The organism is Brachybacterium timonense (assembly GCF_900258505.1).
Classification (GTDB): domain Bacteria; phylum Actinomycetota; class Actinomycetes; order Actinomycetales; family Dermabacteraceae; genus Brachybacterium; species Brachybacterium timonense.
This window is the reverse complement of record NZ_LT984895.1, coordinates 1727326-1751714: the sequence shown is the minus strand read 5'-3', so window position 1 is coordinate 1751714 and position 24389 is coordinate 1727326. Positions and strand designations below refer to the sequence as shown.

The 24389-nt window shown below is 64.8% G+C and carries 19 protein-coding genes; 6 read left to right on the top strand and 13 right to left on the bottom strand.

Annotation, left to right across the window (positions count from 1 at the left end):
- Nucleotides 1–22: 22 nt before the first annotated feature.
- From C8271_RS07740 to C8271_RS07725, 4 genes are read right to left on the bottom strand one after another with little or no spacing between them, the layout of a single operon-like run.
- Nucleotides 23–859, bottom strand: a complete 837-nt coding sequence (locus C8271_RS07740; protein WP_106506813.1) for a glycerophosphodiester phosphodiesterase family protein — start codon at nucleotides 857–859, stop codon at nucleotides 23–25.
- Nucleotides 831–1769: an SURF1 family cytochrome oxidase biogenesis protein gene (locus tag C8271_RS07735; protein ID WP_106506812.1), complete on the bottom strand. Its 939-nt coding sequence runs from the start codon at nucleotides 1767–1769 to the stop codon at nucleotides 831–833. The genes C8271_RS07740 and C8271_RS07735 overlap by 29 nt, the downstream gene beginning before the upstream one ends.
- Nucleotides 1759–2283 carry a hypothetical protein gene (locus C8271_RS07730; RefSeq protein ID WP_245921040.1) on the bottom strand — a complete coding sequence of 175 codons (525 nt, stop codon included), beginning with the start codon at nucleotides 2281–2283 and terminating at the stop codon, nucleotides 1759–1761. The genes C8271_RS07735 and C8271_RS07730 overlap by 11 nt, the downstream gene beginning before the upstream one ends.
- On the bottom strand, nucleotides 2280–4367 hold the full coding sequence (locus tag C8271_RS07725) for a hypothetical protein (protein ID WP_138774540.1): 2088 nt from the start codon (nucleotides 4365–4367) through the stop codon (nucleotides 2280–2282). Before C8271_RS07725 ends, C8271_RS07730 begins: the two co-directional genes overlap by 4 nt.
- Before the next feature lie 166 nt (nucleotides 4368–4533).
- On the opposite strand from C8271_RS07725, the gene fabG reads away from it, so the two are divergent.
- The gene (fabG, locus tag C8271_RS07720; protein ID WP_106506810.1) at nucleotides 4534–5268 is read left to right on the top strand and encodes a 3-oxoacyl-ACP reductase FabG; all 735 of its coding nucleotides are present in this window, start codon (nucleotides 4534–4536) and stop codon (nucleotides 5266–5268) included.
- Between the two features lie 62 nt (nucleotides 5269–5330).
- Entirely contained in the window at nucleotides 5331–5858 is a 528-nt protein-coding gene (locus tag C8271_RS07715) for a SixA phosphatase family protein (RefSeq protein WP_106506809.1), read from the top strand.
- A 22-nt stretch (nucleotides 5859–5880) separates the two neighbouring features.
- On the opposite strand, the gene serB is transcribed toward C8271_RS07715, so the two are convergent.
- Nucleotides 5881–6549 carry a phosphoserine phosphatase SerB gene (gene serB / locus C8271_RS07710; RefSeq protein WP_342751940.1) on the bottom strand — a complete coding sequence of 223 codons (669 nt, stop codon included), beginning with the start codon at nucleotides 6547–6549 and terminating at the stop codon, nucleotides 5881–5883.
- Entirely contained in the window at nucleotides 6546–7784 is a 1239-nt protein-coding gene (glgC, locus tag C8271_RS07705; protein WP_106506808.1) for a glucose-1-phosphate adenylyltransferase, read from the bottom strand. The genes serB and glgC overlap by 4 nt, the downstream gene beginning before the upstream one ends.
- Nucleotides 7785–7884: 100 nt before the next feature.
- On the opposite strand from glgC, the gene glgA reads away from it, so the two are divergent.
- Nucleotides 7885–9075, top strand: coding sequence for a glycogen synthase (gene glgA, locus C8271_RS07700; RefSeq protein WP_106506807.1), 1191 nt, complete (start codon nucleotides 7885–7887; stop codon nucleotides 9073–9075).
- A 200-nt stretch (nucleotides 9076–9275) separates the two neighbouring features.
- A complete protein-coding gene (locus C8271_RS07695; protein WP_245921039.1) occupies nucleotides 9276–11456 on the top strand; it encodes a DUF6351 family protein in 2181 nt (726 codons plus the stop codon).
- A gap of 51 nt (nucleotides 11457–11507) precedes the next feature.
- On the opposite strand, the gene C8271_RS07690 is transcribed toward C8271_RS07695, so the two are convergent.
- Nucleotides 11508–12299: a hypothetical protein gene (locus tag C8271_RS07690; protein ID WP_106506806.1), complete on the bottom strand. Its 792-nt coding sequence runs from the start codon at nucleotides 12297–12299 to the stop codon at nucleotides 11508–11510.
- Nucleotides 12296–13783: an RNB domain-containing ribonuclease gene (locus tag C8271_RS07685; protein WP_106506805.1), complete on the bottom strand. Its 1488-nt coding sequence runs from the start codon at nucleotides 13781–13783 to the stop codon at nucleotides 12296–12298. Before C8271_RS07685 ends, C8271_RS07690 begins: the two co-directional genes overlap by 4 nt.
- Before the next feature lie 59 nt (nucleotides 13784–13842).
- On the opposite strand from C8271_RS07685, the gene C8271_RS07680 reads away from it, so the two are divergent.
- Nucleotides 13843–14637, top strand: coding sequence for an ABC transporter ATP-binding protein (locus C8271_RS07680; RefSeq protein ID WP_106506804.1), 795 nt, complete (start codon nucleotides 13843–13845; stop codon nucleotides 14635–14637).
- Between the two features lie 18 nt (nucleotides 14638–14655).
- Nucleotides 14656–15792: a TrmH family RNA methyltransferase gene (locus C8271_RS07675; RefSeq protein WP_106506803.1), complete on the top strand. Its 1137-nt coding sequence runs from the start codon at nucleotides 14656–14658 to the stop codon at nucleotides 15790–15792.
- A 70-nt stretch (nucleotides 15793–15862) separates the two neighbouring features.
- Here C8271_RS07675 and C8271_RS07670 read toward each other — a convergent pair whose 3' ends face one another.
- From C8271_RS07670 to C8271_RS07650, 5 genes are all read right to left on the bottom strand, one after another.
- Nucleotides 15863–17500: an AAA family ATPase gene (locus C8271_RS07670; protein WP_170957829.1), complete on the bottom strand. Its 1638-nt coding sequence runs from the start codon at nucleotides 17498–17500 to the stop codon at nucleotides 15863–15865.
- Nucleotides 17501–17571: 71 nt separating this feature from the next.
- Nucleotides 17572–20508, bottom strand: a complete 2937-nt coding sequence (locus C8271_RS07665; protein WP_106506801.1) for a type I restriction endonuclease subunit R — start codon at nucleotides 20506–20508, stop codon at nucleotides 17572–17574.
- On the bottom strand, nucleotides 20508–21677 hold the full coding sequence (locus C8271_RS07660) for a restriction endonuclease subunit S (RefSeq protein WP_106506800.1): 1170 nt from the start codon (nucleotides 21675–21677) through the stop codon (nucleotides 20508–20510). The genes C8271_RS07665 and C8271_RS07660 overlap by 1 nt, the downstream gene beginning before the upstream one ends.
- Nucleotides 21674–22585 carry an HsdM family class I SAM-dependent methyltransferase gene (locus tag C8271_RS07655; RefSeq protein ID WP_245921038.1) on the bottom strand — a complete coding sequence of 304 codons (912 nt, stop codon included), beginning with the start codon at nucleotides 22583–22585 and terminating at the stop codon, nucleotides 21674–21676. The genes C8271_RS07660 and C8271_RS07655 overlap by 4 nt, the downstream gene beginning before the upstream one ends.
- A gap of 196 nt (nucleotides 22586–22781) precedes the next feature.
- Nucleotides 22782–24356: a type I restriction enzyme subunit R domain-containing protein gene (locus C8271_RS07650; RefSeq protein ID WP_212591334.1), complete on the bottom strand. Its 1575-nt coding sequence runs from the start codon at nucleotides 24354–24356 to the stop codon at nucleotides 22782–22784.
- Nucleotides 24357–24389 lie beyond the last annotated feature (33 nt).

The window sequence follows — 24389 nt, the reverse complement described above, 5'->3', positions numbered from 1 at the left end:
GCGCATCACGCGCCGGGCACCATCACGGTGCAGCGCTGAGCGGCCTCGGATTATTCCCTTCGCTGCTCTCCAGCAGGTCGGAGAGCAGATCGACGCGATTGGTCACGATACCATCGACCCCCATCTTCAGCAGGTCTGACATGTGGGCAGGATCATCGATCGTCCACACATGCACCTCACAGCCGGCTCGGTGCGCCGCCGCCACGAGCCGCGGCGTGAGGATCCGCACGCCGCGATGCGTCGGCGGAATCTGCAGGGCGCCATACGGATGCAGCAGCCGACGCATCACAGCGTCAGGCACCTCGACGGCCTGTGCAGCGAGCACGGCCGTGATCCGACCCCGTGACGGGCTGCGCATCGGCACCACGCCGCTCGTTGCTCGCACTGCTTCAACAGCGCTGCGCGCCACCCGGTCATCGAAGCTCGTCACACAGATGCGGCGCGCCGCGCGCGTGCGAGCGATCGCCCGGGCAGCAGGTGCGATCGCCGCTTCATCCTTCACGTCAATATTCACCGGTACGTGACGGAACGCATCGAGCACATCGTCGAGCCGGGCCAGTGGCTCATCGCCAGCGACCCGCACTGTGTCCACGTCTTTATCGCGCAGCTCGGCAACGGGCAGATCGAGGCCAGCAACGCGCTGCAGCGTCTCGTCGTGAAACGCAAGAGCTGTGCCATCCGCTGTCGATCGCGTGTCCGTTTCGAGCATGTCGGCGCCCTCGCCCAGCGCATCCCGGAAAGCGCGCAGGGTGTTCTCCGCGCCGTCGAGGGCGAAGCCCCGGTGGGCGATCCTGCGCGGCCGTGGCCCCGGCAGGAAGCGTGAATGGCTCTCAGAAGAACTGCTGGTCGATGAGGGCATCCTCTTCCTCCTCGTCACGGGTCGGTCTGCGGGATCGACGGCGGGAGGGTGGTGCCTCGTCCGGCGTCGGCGTCGAAGGCGGGTGGGCTGTGTCAGCGTTCACGGCTGTCGGATGCGGTGCGGAGTCGGTCGCGTCGTCCTCCTCGCGAAGCCGTCGCCGCAGGAGCACGACCCAGCCCAGCGGGAAGAATGACGCGAAGATCCACCATTGGAACGCGTAGGACAGGTGCGGGCCCAGGGATGTGTCGGGCCGGGGGAGTGGCAGTAGTGTCTGCGTGTTCTGAGCAGGGTCCTCTTCCCGCATCACCAGGTATGCGCCCGCGGTCAGCGCCTGAGGATCCACTCCGGTGCGTTCGGCGACCGTGACTGGATGTACGGTCTGCACCTGGCCGGGCGGATCGCTGCGGGACGACAGCTCCCCTTCGACCGGACGCAGCACGCCGGTGACGGTGAGTTCGCCGTCCGGAACGCGAGGCTGCTCGGCGGGGGCGGAGCGCCGCGAATCGCTGTCGACCCAGCCACGCACCACGAGTGTGGTGCGCCCCGATTCCTCGGTGAACGGGACGAGCTGCCAGAACCCGGTGCGTCCGCCGAGCGTGCGGTTGCGGACATACAGCACGCAGTCCTCACCGGTGCAGTAGCGTCCATGCATGCGCACGGGGCTCCACTCGGCATCCGGCGCGAGAGTGGAGTCGTGCTCCGGAAGCACGGTCGCCAGCGACTGCGGTTCGGCCTCCACCTGCTGCTCAATAAGAGCGGCGCGATCACGCTTGCCTTCGAACCGGCCGAACTGCCACAGCCCCAGGCAGATACAGGTCACGGCGCCGATCGTCACCACGAGCAGACCCACCAGGCTCTCGCGGCTGAACAGGAGCCGTAGCAGAGGCCGTCGCTCCCGCTCAGCGTCCATGGGGCGGCGCAACCGGCCGTGCCGCGGTAAGAGACGACGGAACGGCAAGTAATAGAGCGGCCCGGCTCATCGTGGGCAGGGTCGTGATCGCGAAGTCCCTCGCGAACACGAACGCCACCACGGTGGCTGCTAGCAGGAGCAACCCCAGAACGGTCACCGTGATGTGCATCCCCAAACGCAGCCGAGGGCGCGAGCGCCGCGGTTTCGCCGGTGGAAAACCGTAGTCCTCCGCTTGCAGGTGATTGTCGGAGTACATGCCGGGGTTCAGCACGGCGACGGGATACGTGTCGATACGCTGACGCGGTCGTGCACCACTGGCAGGAACGTCCTCTGAGGCCTGCAGCGGTCCGTCGGCTGCCGTCGAATCATCCTCGAGCCACAGGTGCCAGCCTGTGGGAACCGGGCCCCAGGCACGTTGTGGCACCCAGTCCGCGGGCGGCGTCCAGCCCTCCGCCGGAGGCTCAGGCCAGTTCGGCGGAGGGTTGAAGTGCGCGGTGGCGCCAGACGTGCTCACTTCTCGGGCACCGGCCACGTGTATTCGTTGGCGAAGGTGTTGTACACGAGCTGCATGCCGCCCGCCTTCTCCACCTCGAACAGAACACGCACCGAGTAGGTATCTCCTGCCTTGAAGGATTCGGGTGCGTCAAGACCGACGCCGGCGTCCTTCAGGCCGTAGCTTGCCGACGCCGGGGAGATCTTCCCGCCGTACGGGGTGGTGATCTCGAAGTTGTAGGCGCCGAAGTCCATCTCGCCCTCCTCGACCGTGATCTCCGCGGTCATCGCGAGGTAGTCCCCGCCCGCCAGCGGCGACGGATCGACTGTGCCGCCGTACTCACTGGGCAGGTCAGCAGGCTTCATGAACTTCATATCAACCTTGATCGACCCCTTCCCGGAGGACGACGCAACGGCCACGGCCTGAGCGCTCGGATCCACCGTGGGCAGGTTGGTCGGCGTCGACACCGGAGTCGGATCCTCACTCGCGGTGGGATCCTCCGTGGGGTCGTCACTGGCGGTCGGATCATCCGTCGGATCCTCAGAGGTCGACTGCTCCGAGGTGGTCGGCTCCGGGGCAGGGTCCTCGCCACCCCCACGGCCCAGGAGCACGACGGCGCCGATCACGCCCGCAATCAAAGCCGCGATGAGGAACAGCACGATGCAACCCACCCACCAGAAGCGGGCGACGAGCCCCTTGGACTGACCCTGCTGTGGCTGCGTGGTCGCGGTCCACTGGCCGGAATCGTTCGCCGACCCGTACCCGGGAGACGGCTGACCATAGGGCGAGGGTGAGGCCTGGTCGTCGGCGTACGGCGACGCCTGACTCGGGTTGTATGGCGACACCCCGTCGTACGATCCAGCAGATGCGGGACCGTACGGCTGCCCGTACCCGTGGTCTGCGGAGTCATCGCCGTAGCCAGCGGCAGGGGAGGCCTGACCATGAGCGGTGCCGTACCCATGGGCCGCAGAGTCGTCACCATAGCCGGCAGGGGCTGCACCCTGCTCGTGCGAGGTGTCGAAGCCCTGATCGGCTGAGCCATCGCTGGGGACTGCGGCAGACGCGGCCGGGTCGGTGCCATGGGGCGCGGAGTGCGCAGTCTGGTCGGTGCCGTGGGCGACGGGCTCCTGCCCGCCGTCGACGGGCTGTGCGCTCTGATCCTGTCCAGCATTCAGCTCCGAGGCCGCCTCGGGCTCATGCGTGGGCGCGGGGTCAGTGTCATTGCCGCGCGCGCCGACAGCACCCGCAGCGGCCGCTGCAGCTCCAGCGGTCACGGCAGCGGGAGCCGCGAAGGACGTTCCCTGCCCCTGATCAGTCGGCACACCGGCATCGACGTGCGCAGAGGCACCACGATCGTCCGACGCCGTGCCGCCGGTTCGTTCGGACTCTTCCGCAGGCTGGCCGCCATGCGTGTGGCCGGCGGCGGGCTCTTCGTATGAGGTTGCCTGCTGCAGGTCATGCTCAAGGTTCGGACCGGCGTACTCCGCTGTCTCCGCTGCGGTGCCCGGTGTGCCGTGGTGGCGGGGCGTGTCGGCCTGTGCGGAAGGCTCAGCGTGGTCCTCGATGGACCGGTCGGCATGACTGTCCTGTGCACCGTGGGAGTCGGTGGACGGAGTCTGCGGCTGGCCATGATCCGCGGCATCCACGGGGCCGGCGCCATGCGAGGCACCGTGGTCGCCGTGTGCATCGACCGACGGCTGCGCAGCGGAGTCCTGCGGCTCCAGGGGCGCCTGCTCGAGCGACGCAGCCTCACGATCCTGTGAGGTGACCAGGCGGGTGGCGTCTTCATCGACCGGCTGGGCCGGGGCGTCGGCGGGCAGGGGGCGGTCCTGTGACGGGACGACGCGGGTGGCGTCGTCATCGACCGGCTGGGCCGGGGCGTCGGCGGGCAGGGGGCGGTCCTGCGACGCGACCACGTGGGTGGCGTCGTCGTCCGCGGACTGCTCTGTGGCATCGGTGTTCGTCACCGCGTTATCCGCATCCACCCAGAAGCTCCAGCCTTCGGGCGCGGGCCCCCACGACGGATCCGGCTGCCACCCCGGCGGCGGAGCCCATTCAGGATCGTCAATAGGCCAGTTCGGCGGCGGATTGAAGCGGTATGCCATGAAGATTCCCTTTTCCGTGCTGTCCCGAAGCGGACATCGATGCGGCCCCCACGTCGCACCGAATGCTCTGTGCACCCGTATCGTAGATCACGACCCTGACCGATAAAGGTCGCCCGCCGTGCCCAGCCCGCCATCGGCGGCGATACCACCACCACAAGGAGTTCCCATGAGCAGCAGCCCAGCCGACACCACCGCTGAACGCAGCGTCCTGATCACCGGCGGCAACCGTGGAATCGGCCGCTGCATCGCCGAGGAGTTCCTGCGCCGTGGTGACAAGGTGGCTGTCACCAGCCGCTCCGGCAGCGGCGGGCCGGAAGGCGCGCTCACGGTCGCCGCTGACGTCACCGATGCTGCCAGTCTCGACCAGGCGATCGCCACCGCTCAGGAAGCCCACGGCCCCATCGAGGTGCTGGTGGCCAACGCCGGCATCACCGATGACCAGTTGCTGCTGCGCATGAACGACGCATCCTTCGAGTCGGTGATTGACACCAACCTCACCGGGGCGTTCCGGACAGTCTCCCGCGTGATCCGGTCCATGATGCGTGCGAAGAGGGGCCGCATCGTGCTGATCAGCTCCGTCGTTGGACAGTACGGTTCGCCAGGCCAGGTCAACTACGCCGCATCCAAGGCGGGCCTGGTGGGCATGGCCCGCTCGATCACGCGTGAACTGGGCTCCCGCGGCATCACCGCGAACGTTGTCGCTCCCGGCTACATCGACACCGACATGACAGCGAGCCTCAGCGACGATCTCAAGGCCAAGTATCGTGACGCCATCCCCGCCGGGCGCTTCGCCGACCCGGCTGAGGTTGCCAAGGTGGTCGCCTTCCTTGCAAGTGAGGACGCCGCCTACATCTCCGGTGCCGTCATTCCTGTCGACGGTGGACTGGGCATGGGACACTGAGTCAGTCCATAGCCACCGCAGGATGATCCCTGCCCATCAGCACGAGGTGTGATCGCGCCGTCATGGCTTCTTCCGACCCCGACAGTCGCCTGCTCCTGCTCATGCGACACGGGAAGGCCGACAGCAGTTCTGAGTCCAGCGATCGCGAACGCGAACTCACCGACCGCGGAGCTGCGCAAGCAGCACTGATCGGCGAGTACCTCGAATCGCAGGGTGTGCGCCCCACGCGGGTGCTCGTCTCCGACTCCGTGCGCACACGCGGAACATGGGAGGCCCTCGTCGAGGCGATGCCCGGTTTCCACGGCAAAGCGACATTCCACGAAGAGCTATACTCCGGCACCCCGGCCGACGCACTCGATCTGATCCGCACACGCAAGGACAAGCATGCAGTGGTGCTTGTGATCGGGCACGAGCCGACGATGGGCATCCTCGCGACCGCACTGGCAGATGAAGACTCCGACCCCGGATCGCTCGCACAAGCCCGAATCGGGCTATCCACCGGACAGCTCGCCGTGCTCTCCGCTGCCGAGGAACACTGGGGCGATCTGCGCGAACAGGGAATGCGGTTGCACACCATCGTCCGGCCCTAACGCAGTACGCAGCGGGGCGCTATCAGCGTCCGTCGGCCTCCGCCTTGGCGAGCTGCGCTAGCATCAGCGGCCAGGCATCCAGGAGCGATGGCCCCTCCAGTTCCGCATCGGCCACCCGTCGCAGCGCCGGCTTTGCCCTAAACGCAATACCCAAGCCCGCGGCCTGCACCATCAGCGTGTCATTGGCTCCATCGCCGATCGCCACGGTGCGCTCCAGGGGGAGCCCGTACTGCTCGGCGAGCGCACGCAGTGTCTTCTCCTTGCGTCTGCCATCCACCACGGGTCCATCGGTGCGACCGGTGAGGCACCCCGCGGCGATCTCGAAACGGTTCGCCACCACGTGAGTAACCTGGCACTGTCGAGCCAGTGGCGTGATCACCTCCGTGAAGCCCCCGGAGACGAGGGCGGTCACCCAGCCATGCTCGTGGGCACGCAGGAACAGATCGCATGCACCCGGCGTCGGGACAAGGTTGGCCCGCACCAGATCGAGCACCCCCTCATCCAACCCCTCTAGCAGTGCGACGCGACGTGCAAGCGATTCAGTGAAGTCGAGCTCGCCGTGCATCGCGGCATCGGTGACTGCCGCGACCTCCTCTCGGACGCCGGCGTGTTCAGCAACCAGCTCGATGACTTCCTGCGTGAGGAAGGTCGAGTCGACGTCGCTGATCAGGAGACCGTTTGGTGGTATCACGGCTCGATGACGGTGCCTTTGCCGATCACCGTGATCCCCGATTCGGTCACCACGAACCCGCGGGCTCGATCCTGATCGGCATCCAGGCCGATTTGGGTGCGGGGCGGCACGACCACGTTCTTATCGATGATCGCTCGGTGGATCTGGGAATGCCGGCCGACCACCACGCCATCCATGAGCACCGAATCGGTGACGTTGGACCAGGAGTTCAGCCGCACCCCCGGGGAGATCACCGAGCTCGCGATCTGCGCGCCGGAGACCACGACACCGGGGGAGACGATCGAATCCACGGCAGAGCCCACGCGCCCCGGGCCGGCGTGGACGAACTTCGCTGGCGGCACGTTGCGGATCCCCGCAAAGGTGGGCCATTCCTCGTTGTACAGGTTGAAGACGGGATGAATCGAGATCAGATCCATGTTCGCGTCGTAGAACGCGTCCAGCGTGCCGACGTCACGCCAGTAGTCACGGTCGCGATCGGTGGACCCGGGAACGTCATTGTGGATGAAGTCGTACACCGTTGCAGCGTTCTGTGCGACGAAGTACGGGACGATGTCACCGCCCATGTCATGAGCGGAATCAGGATCGGCACCATCTTTCGTCACAGCCTCCACCAAGGCGTCGGCGTCGAAGATATAGTTGCCCATCGAGGCCAGTACCTGCGTGGGGTCATCAGCGAGGCCAGCGGTCTCCTTCGGCTTCTCGACGAAACGGTGGATCAGCGTCGTGTCCGGCTCGTCGGTCTCGATCACACCGAACTGGTCCGACAGCTCGATCGGCTGACGGATCGCTGCTACAGAGCAGGGCCGGCCCGCCTCGATATGCGCATCGAGCATCTGCGAGAAGTCCATGCGGTAGACGTGATCGGCGCCGACCACGACCACGTAATCCGGCTTCTCCTCTTCGATCAGATTGAGCGACTGGTAGATCGCGTCCGCCGATCCGAGGTACCAGTGCTTGCCCATGCGCTGCTGCGCCGGCACCGGGGCAACGTAGTTACCGAGCATCGAGCTCATGCGCCACGTCGTGGTCACATGCTTGTCCAGGGAGTGGGATTTGTACTGCGTGAGCACAACCACACGCAGATACCCGGAGTTGACGATGTTCGACAGTGCGAAATCGATCAGACGGTAGATACCGCCGAACGGCACAGCGGGCTTGGCCCGGTCGAGGGTCAGCGGCATGAGGCGCTTCCCTTCGCCGCCGGCGAGGACGATGGCAAGGACCTTCTTCGACATGCTTCGAGGATAATGCAGAGGTGGCCTCCATCACCCCTCCGGAAGGCCCGGCTGAGACGACAACCGGATGAACACTCGGATGCACGGAAGGAGCGGCCCTATGCGCGTGGACCTGCTGACGAAGGAGTACCCGCCCGCGGTGTACGGAGGAGCCGGTGTGCACGTCGCCGAGCTCACCCGTGTGCTGCGGCCTCACATCGAGGTCCAGGTGCGCTGCTTCGGCGCCGAGCGCTCCGAGACGGACACTACCGCCTACCGCACGCCACATGAACTCGAGGGCGCCAATGCCGCACTCGCCACCATGGGCACCGACCTGCAGATCGCGGCCGACTGCGCCGGGGCGGATCTGATCCACTCCCACACCTGGTACGCCAACTTTGCCGGACATACCGCCTCCCTGCTGCACGGGGCACCGCATGTGCTCTCGGCGCACTCCTTGGAACCGTTACGACCGTGGAAAGCAGAGCAGCTCGGCGGCGGGTATGCGCTGAGCTCCTACCTTGAACGCGCCGCTTACGAGTATGCCGCCGGGGTGATCGCCGTCTCTGCCGGCATGCGGGAGGACATCCTGCGTGCCTACCCGATGGTCGACCCTCAGCGGGTGCATGTGGTGCACAACGGCATCGACATCGAGCAGTGGCAGCCGAACACGGAGACGTCGGCTCTCACCACTCGTGGCATCGACCCGGAGGCACCGACGATCGTGTTCGTCGGCCGCATCACCCGGCAGAAGGGCCTGCCGTACTTCCTGCGTGCTGTGCGCGAGCTGCCCGCTGACTACCAGGTGGTGCTGTGCGCGGGAGCGCCGGACACTGAGGAGATCGCCCGCGAAGTCTCTGAGCTGGTTTCAGGGCTGCGCTCAGACCGCGACGGGATCCACCTGATCACCGAGATGCTGCCGCGCCACGAGCTGACGCAGCTCCTTAGCCACGCCACGACCTTCGTGTGCCCGAGCATCTACGAGCCCCTGGGCATTGTGAACCTCGAAGCGATGGCCTGTGGCACTCCCGTGGTCGCGAGCGCCACCGGTGGCATCCCGGAGGTCGTCGCCGACGGGGAGACCGGCTATCTCGTGCCGATCGACCAGGTACAGGACGGCACCGGCACGCCAACCGATCCGGAGGCGTTCGTGGCGGACCTCGCCGACGCCCTGACACGGATGGTGTCGGATCCGCAGCGGGCACGCCAGATGGGGGAGGCCTCACGCCGCCGGGCGGCCGAGCATTTCTCCTGGGAGTCCATCGCGCAGCGCACCCTGTCGGTGTATCGGACGGTGCTCGCTGGCGCCTGACCGAGGCGGCAGAACTGCTGACCGATGCCTCGAGCGTGCGTTGTCGCCGTGACGGGCGCCGAGGCTCACGATCTGAGACCGAACGTCATGAAATGGTCAAGAGATAACGATTTCCCGGTGCGACGTCGGCTCCCCGTCTAGCGTGATGAGAGCGGGCTCACAACCCGTTCTCCCCGTTCCCCGACACAGGAGTCCGACCGATGACGATCGAACTGCCCCATCCCAGATCCCTGCTCGTTGCTCTCGCCAGCGCCTCGCTGATCGTCGGCGGCCTGAGCACGGCTGCGCCCGCCGTAGCGAAGAGCGCAGGACTCACCGTCGATACCGTCTCCAGCACGCCCGATCTGGTCACCGGTGGCGACGCACTCGTCGAAGTCGGTATTCCGAAGAACGTCCCCGAACACAAGGTGGTCATCGAGGCCGACGGGCGAGACGTCACCGAGGCCTTCACCTTCGATCCCGAACGTCGTGTTCTCATCGGCCTGGTCGAGAACCTGCCAGAGGGCCAGAGCGCGATCACGGCGAACCCGCCCGGCAAGGGTCGCGAGGGCACCTCCCTGACCGTCACCAATCATCCGGGCACAGGCCCGATCCTGTCCGGTCCGCATCAGACGCCCTTCCACTGCGAGACCGAGGCTTTCATAATCCCCGGTCTCGACAAGCCGCTGGGCACACCCCTGGATGAGAACTGCTCGGTCGCCGACCGCGTTGACCACATTTACCGCACCACAGACGGTGAGTGGGACGAACTACCCGAGGGCGCCACCGACTACCCGGCTGACATGGCGATGACCACGCTCGAGGATGGACGCGAGGTCCCGTTCATCGTGCGCATCGCCCATGGCACCGCCAATCGCGGCGTCTACCAGCACGCCGTGATCCACGACCCGATCGTGGAGGGCGAGGTCACTCCGACCAGTTCCCCGGACCTGTGGAACGGGAAGATCGTCTACCAGTTCGGGGGCGGTTGCACCGAGGGCTGGTACCGCCAGGGCCCTGGCACCGGCGGCGTACTCGACGAGAAGATCCTCAGCCGTGGCTACGTGATGGCCTCGAACTCCCTGAACGTATTCGGCCACAACTGCAACGACCTGCTCGGCTCCGAAACCGCGCAGCTGACCAAGGAGAAAGTGCTGGAGACCTACGGTCGTGACGAGTTCACGATCGGCATCGGCTGCTCCGGCGGCGCCTACCAGTCACATCAGACCGCCGACAACTATCCCGGCGTGCTGGACGGCATCATGGTCGGCTGCAGTTTCCCGGAGGTCGGCTTCGGCACGATCCACATGATCACCGACGCGCGCCTGCTGCAGCACTACTTCCTGGAGGGCACCGAGCTGGACTGGGACGACGAGCAGAAGCGCGCCGTGACCGGCTTCCAGACCTTGGCCACCATGGACAACGTCGCCCACGGTGCGCAGCGCATCGATCCCACCGCGTTCTGCCCCGGCCTCATTCCCGAGGAGGAACGCTATGACCCGCACACCAATCCCGATGGCGTGCGCTGCGACGTCTATGACCACACCAAGAACATCTACGGCACCGATCCCGAGACCGGTTTCGCTTTGCGCCCCCTGGACAACCAGGGCATCCAGTACGGACTCGGCGCTCTTGAGGACGGCACCATCAGCGTCGAGCAGTTCCTCGACCTGAACGAGGCCATCGGCGGCTACGACCACGACGGCAAATTCCGAGACGAGCGCTCCGAGGCCGACATGCCCGCCGTGGAGGCCGCCTATCGCACCGGTCGACTGACCGATGGTGGTCAGGGACTCGCGTCCGTGCCGATCGTCGACTATCGCGCCTACGCGGATGACTTCGAGAAGGGAGACATCCACGTGCGCTACCACACCAACTCGATGGTGGAGCGCCTTCGAGATCGCAACGGGTCGACTGTGAACCATGTGAGCCTGCTGGAGGATCATCGCTACGGTGGCTTCGGCTCTGCCAGCCCGCTGTTCATGCACGGCCTGGATCAGCTGGACGCCTGGCTCGAGGGTATCGAGCTCTCCGATGACCCGACGAATCGTCCTTCGCTTGATGAGATCGGTGCGGCCCGCCCTGCTGAGCTCGTCGAAGGCTGTATGACCCGCGATGAGGAGAACCCACAGTTCCTGCCGATGGCACTGGACCGCAACCCGGACTCCGAGTGCGAGCAGCTCTACCCCTCGGCGAGCTTCCCCCGGGAGGTCGCCGGTGAGTCCGTGAAGGCAGACATCATCGCCTGCCAGCGCGTCGATCCGGTTCGCGATAACTACGCCGTCGAGCTGACCGACGAACAGTGGGAGCGCCTCCAGGAGATCTTCGCCGACGGTGTCTGTGACTGGGAGGCGCCCTCACGCGGCGAGGTCCCGCACGACGGACCCTGGCAGCGCTTCTGATACCGCGTCTGCGCTGAGCGCTCCGCGGAGCGCCTGAGATCGGACCGGGCCTCAGCCGAGCATCGCCTCGGCAGCGGCCCGGTCCGTGCTGTCGATAAGTGCGGCAACCGCGGCATCGCGCATGTCCTCGAGCATGTCCCGGCGCAGGTCCTTCTCCGCCAGGGTCACCGCCTGCGGATTGCCTGCCACCAGCTCATCCTCAACCAGGATCATTGTCCGAGCCGCGAGTATCAGCTGGGAAACCAGCGTCGGCTCAAGATATGCGGGCAGAAGCGCCGGCGCCCAGCCATGCGGGGCCCGCACATCCTCGATCGGTTCCTCCGGCACCAGATCCCAGTCGAGCGAGGACGATGCAGCGCGACGCAGTGCATGCACCAAGTGCTCGCGTCCTGTCCCGTCGGCGGGTAGCACCGAGCGTCCCAGCGGAGCCGGATGTCGGTGCCACCGCACGACCGGTCCAGGCTCACCGTCCGGCCCAATGCCGAGCTCCACACGTTCATGGGGGATCAGCGTGTGATCGGCGAGGTCCGCAGCCGCCACCAGAACAGCCTGCCCGGCACTGATCGCCTCGGTGATAGCGGCGGGCGGCCCGACCAGACCGGCAATCCGGCCGGGACGCGGAAGGAGCAAACGCAGCCGGGGCAGCGGAATTCGGCGTAGCGAGGTCAGCCAGTCGAAGAGGTCCTCGCCTGCGGCATCCATACCCGTTCGGCGTGCGCCCAACGCGAGGATTGCTGCGTCATCGGGGCCGATGTCTCCGCGGTGACAGGCTGCCGCCCAGAGCATGAGAGAGGCTGCGCGCGGCAGGAGCAGTTCGCGTGACCCGTCGACCGGAACTGTCATGAGTCGGCGAGCTGCGCTGTGAGTCGGCCCGTGGAGGGATCGACCGGGCCCAGGCGCACAGCCAGTTCCGTACCGATCTCGGCATCGACACCGGGTGCCCAGAGCGTGACCGGAGGATCCTGAAGTTGCACCTCGACCCGCACTGGCGCCCCGTCCCCGTTCTCGCTGCTCGAGGCCTCTCGGCGATCGATGACCGTACCGGCGAAGGTCTCGCCCGCGCGTCGGGAGAGCACCGCGGTCTCCACCACCTGGAAGGCTCGGCGTTCAAGATCGCCGGCGCGAGCGGCGGTGGTCCGCATCACGTCCGGAATCTCGCCGAGAGCGGCCAGGAGCTCTGGTGCCACCGGTATGCCCTGGGCATGTGCATGGCAGACCAGTAGCACGAAGCGGTCCACGAGGCGGCGCAGCGGGGCGGTGGTATGCGCATAGGGCGCGGCGATCGCTGCCTGCACCGGGTCCTCGGGTGCCTCGTCAGGGGAGGTGAAGGCGGCGTAGGACGCGCCGCGGAACAGTGAGGCAGCCTGGTTCAGCAGGGCCAGGTGGCGTGGCTGCGTCCAGTCCAGCGAGCGCAGGAAAGCGCCGTAGGTTACACCGTTTTCCCACGGCACGCCGAGCACCTCAGCCTGGCGGCGGAAGCGTGCCATTGCCCGCTGATCGGCCGGCGGCATGGTGCGCAGGATGCCCACGCCGTGCTTGAGCATGAGGGTGGCGGCAGCCATGCCGGTCATCAGGGAGATCTGGGCGTTCGCATCCTCGATCGGCGCGGGAGTGCGCCACTGCAGTCGCACCGTGTCCTCATCGGCGACGATCTCCTGTTCGGGCACGTTCAGGCTCGCCCCGCCGCGATCGGCTTCACGCTCGGTGCGCAGGTGACCGATCTCTAGCAGCAGCTGCATAACGGGGCGGCCACGGCCCGCATCGAGCTCCTCCTGAACAATGTCGTAGGCGAGCTTCTCGCGTGAGCGCACCCAGGCGCGATCCAACTGGATTCCCCGCACGTCCGCTCGGTCATTGAGATCAAGTCTCCAGACGAATGCTGGGGTGCGCTGATCAGGCAGCAGCGAGCCGGCGGCTTCGGAAATCAGTGTGGGGTGCAGCGGGATCCGTCGATCCGGCAGGTACACGGTGGCTCCGCGGGTGCGCGCCTCCTCATCGATCCGTCCGCCGAGCGGTACGAAGGCGGGCACGTCAGCGATAGCGTAGAGCACGCGATAGCCGTCATCCGTGCGCTCGAGGTGCATGGCCTGGTCCAGATCGGTCGAGCTCGCCGGATCGAGCGTGACGAACGGAACGTGCTCCAGGTCCACGCGGTCCTCGCCATCAGTCAGTTCGGCGACAGCGCGCTCGGCAGCAGCCAGCACATCGGCGGGGAAGTCGACGGGCACGTCGTCGGCGTTCTCGAGTACAGCGTCGATCGCGGCCTCGATCTCCGCCGCGGTAGCGGAGCCACGCGGCGCGTGCAGGGAGACGGGGCGATGCGGCACGGCGACCTCCAGCGACGCGGATCCGGGCTTGCCCAGTCTACGAGCGATAGGCTCCAGATATGTCCGACGCCGCTGCTTCGCTGTCCGATGTCGTTGTGCGCCGATCGGGGCGCCACCTTCTCGACTCTGTCTCCCTTCGCATTGAATCTGGTGAGCGCTGGGTGGTGCTCGGCCCGAACGGTGCTGGGAAGTCCACGCTGATCCGGCTGTTGGCTGCGCGACTGCATCCCACGAGCGGCACGGTGGACCTCTTCGAGGAGCGTCTGGGCCGCACTGACGTGTTCGAGCTGCGCACCCTGATCGGTCTGGCCAGCGCGGAACTCGCCGACACTATCCCCGGCGATGAGACCGCGCTGGACGTCGTGGTCACCGCCGGATACGGCATCGTCGGCCGCTGGCGCGAGAGCTACGACGACATGGACCTCGAGAGGGCCCGGACTCTGCTGGTCGCCTTCGGCGTGGGCGATGTGGCTGACCGCCCGTTCGCCACCCTGTCCACCGGCGAGCGCAAGCGGGTGCTGTCTGCCCGGGCCCTCATGACTGACCCTGAGCTTCTTCTGCTGGATGAGCCCGCTTCCGGGCTGGACCTGGGCGGCCGCGAGGAGCTGGTGCGCACACTCGGCCGTCTCGCCTCGGACCCCGCCACACCGGTGACCGTGCTGGTCACCCACCATGTGGAAGAGATCCCGCCGGGGTACACGCATGCGCTGCTGCTGCGTCGCGGCGGCGCCGTGGCCGCCGGCCCAATCGACGAGGTGATCACCTCCCGCAACCTCACGGCCACCTTCGGTCTGCCGCTTGTGGTCGAGAAGCACGGTCAGCGCTTCACCGCCCGCGCCATCGGTCTTGACTGAGCCGGACCTCGGCTGAGCATGGATCGCGAGCACTCTGCATTGGCGGGGCGACTCACCCTGCCCGAGCAGATCGTCGGCTCCCCGCTGGCCGCGCAGATCCGCCTGGTCGAGGACCTCGAGGATCCCGCCCTCGACGACTACGTGCGGATGACGGACGTGCGCCTTCGCTCCCGGATGGAGGTCGAGCGCGGCCTGTTCATGGCCGAGAGCTACGAAGTGATCTCCCGGGCCCTTGGCGCCGGTATGCAGCCGCGCTCCTTTCTCATGAGCCCCACCTGGTTGGAGCGCTTCGCCCCTCTGTGTGCCCGCGCTCCGGAGGCACCGGTGTTCGTGGGGGAGGAGGCTCTGCTGGAGCAGCTGACGGGCTTCCACCTGCACCGTGGAGCGCTCGCGGCGATGCAACGGCCCGTTCTGCCGTCGGTTCAGGAGCTGGTGGCGCCACTGGCCGATGCGCCCCGAGCCCGGATCGCCGTGCTGGAGAACATCGTGGACCACACCAACGTGGGCGGATCCAAACCACCGCAGACCGGGAATCTCTCCTCGGATACGAGCCGACCTTGGCAGCCCAAGGTAGTGAAAAGCGAGGTCGACGATACGTTCGAACTGAGCTCTGGCGTGTCCAGCGGTAAGGAGCGGCGCAGGACGCCAGCTCCTGGCGAGAGTTCAGCGGGGCGAGATAATCGTTCTGCCTCGAATACGAAGCGCCGCTCGCGGATCGCGATCTTCGAGAACATCGTCGATCATACGAATCTCGGAGCCGCGTTTAGGTCAGCAGCGGCGATCGGCGTGGACGCCGTCCTCGTCACCCCCAGTTGCGCGGACCCGCTGTACCGTCGATCGATCCGGGTCTCGATGGGAACGGTGTTCCAGGTCCCCTGGGCGCGCATCGACTCATGGCCTGCGGACATCGACATGATTAAGGAGCATGGGTACGTCGTCGCCGGCATGACCCTGGGAGAGGGCGCGATCACCCTCGACGAGCTGGTCGAGGAGGACCATCCGCACCTCGCGCTGGTGTTCGGTACCGAGGGCCACGGCCTGACGCGCCAGGCCGACCGCCGGCTCGACCGCCGGGTGACGATCCCGATGATGCACGGGGTGGACTCGTTGAACGTGGCGGCGTCGGCGGCTGTGGCGTTCTACGCGACGCGGTAGTCACAGGAAGCATACGTGGCGGTGGCCGCCCCAGTGCCCATTGGGCAGGGAATCGGGTCGCTGCGGACGCTCACGACGCTTCTAGCTTGGATTCAATTTCGCGAACGAGGGCATCGAGAGGCCCTCTTCGGTCGGCTCGAAGGGCGGCGACGGGATCGCGCTCGACGGCATCGGCAACGAGGGTCTTGAGGTCGTCCTCGATCGCCTTAGTCCAACCTTGACCCGAGCCTGCGAAGTAGTCTTGCATTCGCCGCTTGAACTTCTTTTGCGGGTGAGTGTGAGCAGGATCCAGGGTCACGTTGAATCGAGCGAGGATGTCCGGTCCCAGGAATGCTTCGTCGAGCAGATCTTCCACCTCCGAGTCGTTCATGCCGACGACCCTCACCATGGTCGCGTCAAGATGGCTGAAGCCGTGCTCCTTCTCGAGAGCTTCGAGTGCCTTGCGCCCAGCAGCGTCGGAGTCTAGTAGTACGTGAACGCGGCAGACACTGTCGTAGAAATGACGGAACTGGTAAGCGACATTGCTCGCGCCGGTTGTAATCTCTATCCGGAGCGCGCCGTCAGTCAACGCGGACTGGATTATCGGGCTCTCGCCAGCCAGAAGCGTCTGGATGATCCTTTTGTCACTGAGGCCTTCAACTAGCAGGGCGACGCTCGCCGACTGAAGGTTATCCTCGATCCGTACCCCGAGGATGTCCCGGATCTGGCCGAGTGAACCCGCTTGGACCGCACGGTTCTGCCTGATGATGACGTTGCCCGCGACATCACCACGACTCACGAGGAGAGGGCTGTGAGTTGTAATGACCACCTGCTGGTCATGGGCAATCTCATCCAGAACTGCGCGAAGCTCGTGAACCGCTGAGGGGTGAAGATGGGCCTCAGGCTCTTCGACTGCGAGGATTAGGTCCGACTTATTGTTCGCCTGCGCCAGTGAGTGCGCCAAAGAGATCGCGGCAAGGCTCTGCACCCCGTCACCCTTTGACGCCAGAGGCGTCTTCACTCCGTCGTCGACCATGAAGTCGAACTCTGTCCAGGCCCACGGATTCACTCCAAAGTAGTCCCGCCCAGACGGCTCGATCTCGACTGACTCAACGTTTGGGAGGAAGCGTCGAAGGGCATCAGTGACTGACGTGCCGAGCGGTGAAAGGGCATCCTTGCGGCGCTCGAGCACGACCTCCAGCGCCTCTCGGTACTCTTGATCGCTTTCCAACGCCGCGAGACGAGAACCCACCTCGGCGCGCATCAACGAGACCGATTCAAACGCTGGGCGAGACGCAGGGATGTACTGCACGCGAACTTGCTCCGAGATGAACTTCGCGATGGCGACCTTCTTCTCGTTGATCTTCTTGCTGCCGGGTCCCTGTTTGATGATTTGCATCTCGCGCCGTCCGCGGTACAGGCGCAGACGAACTTTCAATGTGCCGTTATTGGCGCTCTTCGTTCGTTCCTTGAATTCTTCAATCTCGTCGTCGTTGAGCTCGAAGTCGAACTCGAGGACCGTTGCCGAGTTCGGTTTTGCTGACCTGACAGAATCGGGGATGTCTGATTCCCACGTGTACGTTTCGAAGTCCCAGTCATCCCGCCGTCCGCGGCCGCGCGCGGGATAGGGCGCGCCCTTGCCGATGTCGGATATTGCACGTAGGCCAACGACGAGACCACGCAGGATGTTCGACTTTCCTTCGTTGTTTGGACCGACGAGAACCGTCATAGTTCGAAGATCCATGCCCTCACTCTTGAGGATGGATCGATACCTCTCCAGGCGAAACTGTCGCACTCTCATCAGTAGTACTCCCGGACGTAGCCGAGGGCCTTCTCGAAGACGTCGTTATCGCGGATCTTGAACTGGACGTAGAGAGTTTTCCGCAGAGCTTTGCGGACCTCCTGGTCGCCGCGGACCGTGGACTGCCACCCCTCGAAGCGGACCCCACGGACGACCTCGTCGATCCGGTTGACGACGTTCTCGACGATGATCGGGGTCTGATCGCCCTTGAGAGCATCAAACAGCTCCGTCAGGGCCGCTTTGCCCTGTTCTTCGCGGGGCACCTCGTCTACTGCCTTCTCGGCCGCGACGGTGTCTCGGGCGAGCTCGAGGAGCTCGCGCAGGAAGTCGAGGCTGGACTGCTGGATGTCGGCGTAGCGCTCGCGCAGGTCGTTGAGTCGCTGACCGAGCTCAATGAAGACCGGGTTGTGCAGGTGCCTGGCGATGCGTGCGGTGATCTGCTTCTCGATCTCTTCGGCCGGGATGTCGGTGCGCCGACCGGTCATGAGGTCTTCGATCGTCTGCGCGTCGAGCACGATCGTCTCGGCGTTCTGCGGGATCTCGACGGCAACGTGCTCGTTGATCAGGTCGATCGTCTTGGCTCCGAGCGCGTGCCACACGAGTCGCCCCGTGATGTCCGAAGGGCGTACTGACTCGTAGACATCCGAGAGCCAGCGGTAGTCATCGCGATGTTCGCCCAGCATGGGGTCAGGACTGAGTGCCTCCCACAGCTGTGACACCACGCTGTAGGCCGCCCCGAAGGCGTCCTTCGTGACATCGTCAGCGATCGCGGATTGTGCCTGGACGAGGCCTTCGTACCCGCCGACCGTGCGGTCGACACCGGGGAAGAACGCGAGTGCGGCAGCCATCGCCGGCGCGAGCTGAGCCTTCAGCTCCTCGATGTTGGAGACGACCTCCCGGACAGCCTGCTCGTCGAAGGAGAGGGATCGGGCGACGTCGTCGAAGATGCCGAGGTAATCGACGATCAGGCCGTGGGTCTTGTCCGGCGGGTACACGCGGTTGGTGCGAGTGATCGCCTGGAGCAGCGTGTGCTCCTTCAGTGGCTTGTCGAGGTACTGGCAGTAGAGGATCGGAGCGTCGAACCCGGTCAGCAGCTTCGCAGTCACGATGATGATCTTGAGCGGGTCGGTCGGGTCGTTGAACCGCGCGACAACCTGCTCAAGCTCCTCGGCACCCGGGGTCCACTTGGCCCAGTCGGGCGAGTCACCTCGGGTCTTCGACATGACGATGGTCGATGCCTCGGGCCCGAGGTGTTTGTCGAGCTCGTTCGTGTACGCCACGCAGGAGGCCTTGTCGTACGCGACGACCTGCGCCTTGAAACCCTGGGGCTCCACTTTGGATTGGAAGTGGGCGGCGATGTCGGCGGCGATCTTTGCGATGCGCGAGGGCGTCTTGATCAGCACCTCGATCGAGGCCGCCTTCTTCGAGAGGGTGATCTTGTCGCTCTCGGACAGATCGCGATCCGTGGCAAGTTCCTCGAACGCCGCGTTGATCGCCTCCTGGTCGATGTGGATTTCTGAGAGTCGTGGTTCGAAGTGCAACGGAAGGGTCGCACCGTCGCGGATGGAGTCCTGGAATGAATACCGCGACAGGTACCCGCCCTCGTCCTCGGGTGCACCGAACCACTTGAACGTGTTGCGGTCGCGCCGGTTGATCGGCGTGCCGGTCAGACCGAAGAGGTACGCGTTGGGCAGAGCCTCACGCATCTTCTGCCCGTAGTCGCCCTCCTGCGAGCGATGCGCCTCGTCGACCATCGCGATGATGTTCTGCCGGGCATCGAGGACGCCAGGTGCCTCACCGAACTTGTGAATCGTGGTGATGATGATCTTCCGCGCTCCCTGGCTGAGCAGCGTCTGGAGCTGCGCTCGCGAGTCCGTCGACACCAAGCCCGGGACGTCCGAGGCGTTGAAGGTGCCCGTGATCTGGGTGTCCAGGTCGATGCGGTCGACCACGATCAGGACCGTCGGGTTCGTGAGCTCGGCCATCGCGCGCAGTTTGAGCGCAGTGAAGACCATGAGCAGTGACTTGCCCGAGCCCTGGAAGTGCCAGATCAGGCCCTGCTTGACCTTGCCGAGCAGTACTCGGTCGACGATCAGATTCGTCGCCTGGAACTGCTGGAACCGCGCGATGATCTTGATCTTGCGGTGATTCTTGTCAGTCGCGTAAAGGGTGAAGAACCGCAGGAAGTCGAGCACCGAACGGGGAGCGAGGACGCCTTCGACGGCCTCTTGGACCGCGACGAGACCGATCTTCGCCGGCGCGTCCTCATCGGTCGGGTCTTCGCGCCAGGGCCCCCAGAGCTCCACCGGCATGCCGATGGTGCCGTATCGGAAGTCCTTGCCCTCGGTCGCGAACGAGAACACGTTGGGCACGAAGAACCGCGGGACGCTCTGCTCGTAGTCATCGTGGATCTGCGCAGCCCCGTCAATCCAGGTGTACGCCGGCCGGATCGGAGTCTTCGCCTCGCCCACCACGAGAGGCAGGCCGTTGCACCACAGCACGAGATCGAATCGCTTCTCCAGACGGCCCTGCCTGAAGGTCACCTCGGTCGAGACGATCCACTGGTTCGACGAGTCCTCGTCGAGATGGTCGAAGTCAATCAGCCGGACCGTGGTGTGCTCGCCGTTCGGCCCGAACGGCATCGACTTCTGCCCGGTCAGCCAGGCCATGAACTCCTCGTTGGCGACCACCGGATGCGGGCTGTTGCGGGCGGCGATCAGGATGGCGCGGAGGTTGTAGATGACCTCATCTGCCTTCGCAGGGTCCGCCTCGATCTCCGGGTTGAAGCGGATGAGTGCGCCCTTGAGCACACCTTCCAGCAGCACCTCGTCGGTACGACGCGGCAGCTCGTTGCCCGGCACGAATTGGACGTCATCAGACTCCACCCGGTCCCGGATGAAATCACGGACCGAGTTCGCCTCGTTGAACTGCGCCATCAGTTGCCCCCAAGGACGTCGGCGAGGAGCGCAGCCTTCAAGTTCGAAAGCCGTTGGACTTCTGAGTCCACCGTGACGATCCCTCGATTGAGTACGGACAAGCGCTCTAGCAACATCTTTTGCTCCCCGACCGCCACGACGGGGAAAGGCAAGCGGCCAAGCGATGTCCTGTTGATCTTCACCATGCTGGTCGCGCTCCCTGCTGCTGAGCGACGCATGTGAGCCCTTCCATGGGTACTACCGATGACGGCGGCAGCGAACTCTGGTGCGACGTCGTCCCGAAGACTGAGCCGCATCATTGTGTCGGGGAACGAAACGTCATCTCGATGCTCGGAGTAGATGCCGACCCTACCGACGGCATCCACAGTGTTCGCTCGGGACACAAGGAGGTCGCCGCGCCGGAGTACGGCAGCCCGGCTCCTCTCGCTGTCCGGGACGTTCTTCAGGTTCCCCGGTCGGTAGCCCTCGGGCCCGAGTGCGGAGAGTGAAAGGACATAGCGCCCGGTGACCTCGCCGACCGGGGCCGACGAGTATCCGCTCTCAGGCGACCGGGCCCATGTCTCGGCGAAATCGACTGTCCTGGACGCCACGAATCGAGCGATCTGGCGGTCAAGCCACGCCTGTCGTGCGCCGCTCAGTGCGACGCGCCGTTCAACCTGCGCGTTCGCCGCTCGCTCGACGGCCCAGAGGAGATCGGCGATGCGCCTTTGCTCATCGAGGGGCGGTAGGTCCAACTCGAAGCCCTTCAGTTCACGCCAGTTCGTGCGCGGTGACAGCGAGCCGGCTGATGTGCCGAGTGCATGCTCGAAGAAGCCGTCCGACTGGACTAGGAACGGAAGCAGGTCTCCGCGAAGCTGCGTCTCATCCGCCTCGAAGGTGTAGATGTCACCAGAGCAGATGGCGTCGAACTCAGCGTAGGCGACCTTGCGCTGGTATGCGCGGCGCTTGCCGAAGAGCGTCTGTCCAGGCTTCACGCGTCGTGTGAATGTGGTGCCGTCCTCTGTTGAACCCCACCGGCTGATTTTCAGCTCGCCGGGGTCCATGTGCTCCGTCGCGATGACGCGGTCGATGCCGGCCGCTTCGAGATCGCGGACGGTCTCATTGACGTTGCGAACAACGTCGCCGAAGGCGACCCGCTTCCAGTGCGACTTGTCGAGGTTGAGCCTCACGCGGTCACCTCCGCTCGCAACAGCGCGAGAACGTCAGCGACTGCCTCATCCGACGCCTGCGCGGCAGCTCGCCACTGCGTCACCGCATCGTCGACGTCGATTTGCCCGCCTGATTCCTTGGCGGATTCGCCGGCGACGTACAACGGAAGCGCGAGACTGTGGCCTTTCTCAGCGATCTGGGCGAGAGTGGCGACTGCTGAGAACCCGTCCTGTGGCTCGAAGTCGCGATAGGCGTCCAGGATTTTGTGCTGGTGCGACTCACGTAGGAACGATTGCGCCTGTTCGCGAGCGACCTCGTTCACGGCGTTGATGAACAGCACCTCGCCCCGGTGCTCGGCGGGCTTGTTGGCGCGGAGCGTGACGACCACGGCCTCCATGGGGCTGTTATAGAAAAGCCCTGCGCCGAGCCCGAGAACGCATTCGATCAGGTCGGACTTCACCAGTGCTTCACGCAGGGCTGACTCTTCACGCCGGAAGAGCACCCCGTGGGGGAAGAGGATCGCAGCGCGGCCCGTATTGGGGTCGAGACTCTTGGCGATGTGCTGGAAGAACGCGTAGTCCGCACGTCCTTGTGGGGGCACGCCCCACACGTTGCGGCCGTACGGGTCCTTGGCGAACGCAGCGCGGTTCCACGCCTTGATGGAGTAGGGCGGGTTTGCCAGCACGACGTCGAACGTCTGCAGACGGCCCTTGCCGTCGAGGAACGCCGGTCGGCTCAAGGTGTCGCCGTGGGCGATGTGGCCGTCTGTGATGCCGTGCAGGAACAGGTTCATCCGCGCGATGGCCGAGGTCCCGTAGTTGAGCTCCTGACCGTAGAGGCGCAGATTCCGCCACTCCTTGCCCTGCCGCTTCAGTTCGGCGGCGGTGGAGATGAGCATGCCGCCCGTGCCGCAAGTGGGGTCGCACAACTGGTCACGATGGATACAAGACCCCAGTGCGGAGTGGTGCTATCCGATAGCGCCGAGACCGGCTATGAACTGGGAATTCGTACCGTCGCCGTCGTTTGGAGATTAGGCTGCTTAACCGTTGAGTGTCCGGCACGCCGCTACCCCGGCTGTCTTCCGTAGAGGGGTGAACCAGTCGGGATTTCGCGCGCAGCAATTGCTACTCCTGGTCGATGTCATCCTCTTCATCGTCTTGAGGCTGTGTATCCTTCTCAGCCTGGTGGCGAAGCTCCCAGTAAACAAGGTCGGAGATCTCTTTAATGATCTGGCCCTTACGATGAGCGCTTTCGAAGAACTTCTCCATGATGTTTTGCTGGGAGTCCTGGTGATCGAGCACCGCATTCGTGACGGCAGTTTCGATCGTCTGCGACTCACGAAACTGCTCCTTGGTGTTTGCGTTGACCTGATCCTTAATCTCTTCATTCTGAACCAGAATCGTGACGACGCCCTGTCCCCAAGACTCCACTGAACCAGGGTCAAACTCTTCGTCCTCAAACAGGGAATTGATGTTGTTCAGGGTTTCTTCCCAGGCCACCAGGTGCGGGTCGCGCGAACGTCCACCGCCAACTCCCATCGGGTTGAGCTTCTCGCCGTCGCCGCCGAGTGAAATAGCTCCTTCGCTCTGGCGCGTCTGCTTGATGAGGGTGAGCTCGATGTTGTTAAAGTCCAGCTCTTCTGGAGTCTTGCGACCAGTAAGTCGCGGTCGTAGTAGCCGGAGGAACAGGGCGAGGTTCTCGAGGTCGGTGTCCTGATAGTCGACAACCTGAGACAGGAAATCGTAGAGGCGCACGAATGGGCCAACGTCCTTGCGGAAGAGGTCAAGCTCGTCAATCTCGGCCTTTGTGTTGTCGGCCAAGGCTGCGACGTAGTGGTCATTGAACCGATCAGCGGCTTGCTTCAGCGGTGCAGTGTGCTTACCGTGCTTCTTCTCGATGATGAATGCCTGCGCGAAGGCATCCACGTCATCCTTCGTATAGATCCCGGCAATTTCAAGCTTCCGCGCAAGGTCATGCACGAGGTCTGGGTCGGTAGTTTCAATGATTTCGGCAGTGCGGTAGTACGGCAGGAGTGCGTCGAGGATCGTGTCCGTGTCGTTGACGAAGTCAAGAATGTACATGGTGTCTTTACCCTTCGACGGCAGGGTACGGTTCAGACGGGAAAGCGTCTGGACCGCTTCGATCCCGTCAAGGCGTTTGTCCACGTACATCGCGAACAGCAACGGCTGATCAAAGCCCGTCTGGTACTTGTTGGCAACAATCAGAACCTGGAACTGATCGCCCGCGAACGCCTGTGGAATCCCGCGCCCGCGCAGGTCAGGGTTCATGTTCGTTTCTGTATATGACTCCTGCACTCCGGGCACGAAATCATCAATCTGCTCAGCGGTTAAGCTTCCGGAGAGCGCCACCAAGGTTCCCAATGGGTAATTGTGTTTCTCAACATAAGCATCGATTGCCATCTTGTACTTCAGCGCAGCGGCTCGGCTCGAGGTCACCACCATCGCCTTAGCGTGTCCATCGAGGAGCTCAGCAACATTCTCGCGGAAATGCTCGACGATGATCTGAACCTTCTGAACAATGTTTGCCGGATGCAGACTCACCCACCGCATGAGGCTCTCTTTCGCGGTGCCCTCATCGACGAGATCTTCACCACCAACAGCACCACCAGCTCTCTGAGCGAGCTGGAAAGCCGTCTCATAAGTCGTGTAGTTACGCAGCACATCAAGGATAAAACCCATCCTCGATGGCCTGCTGCATCGTGTACACGTGGA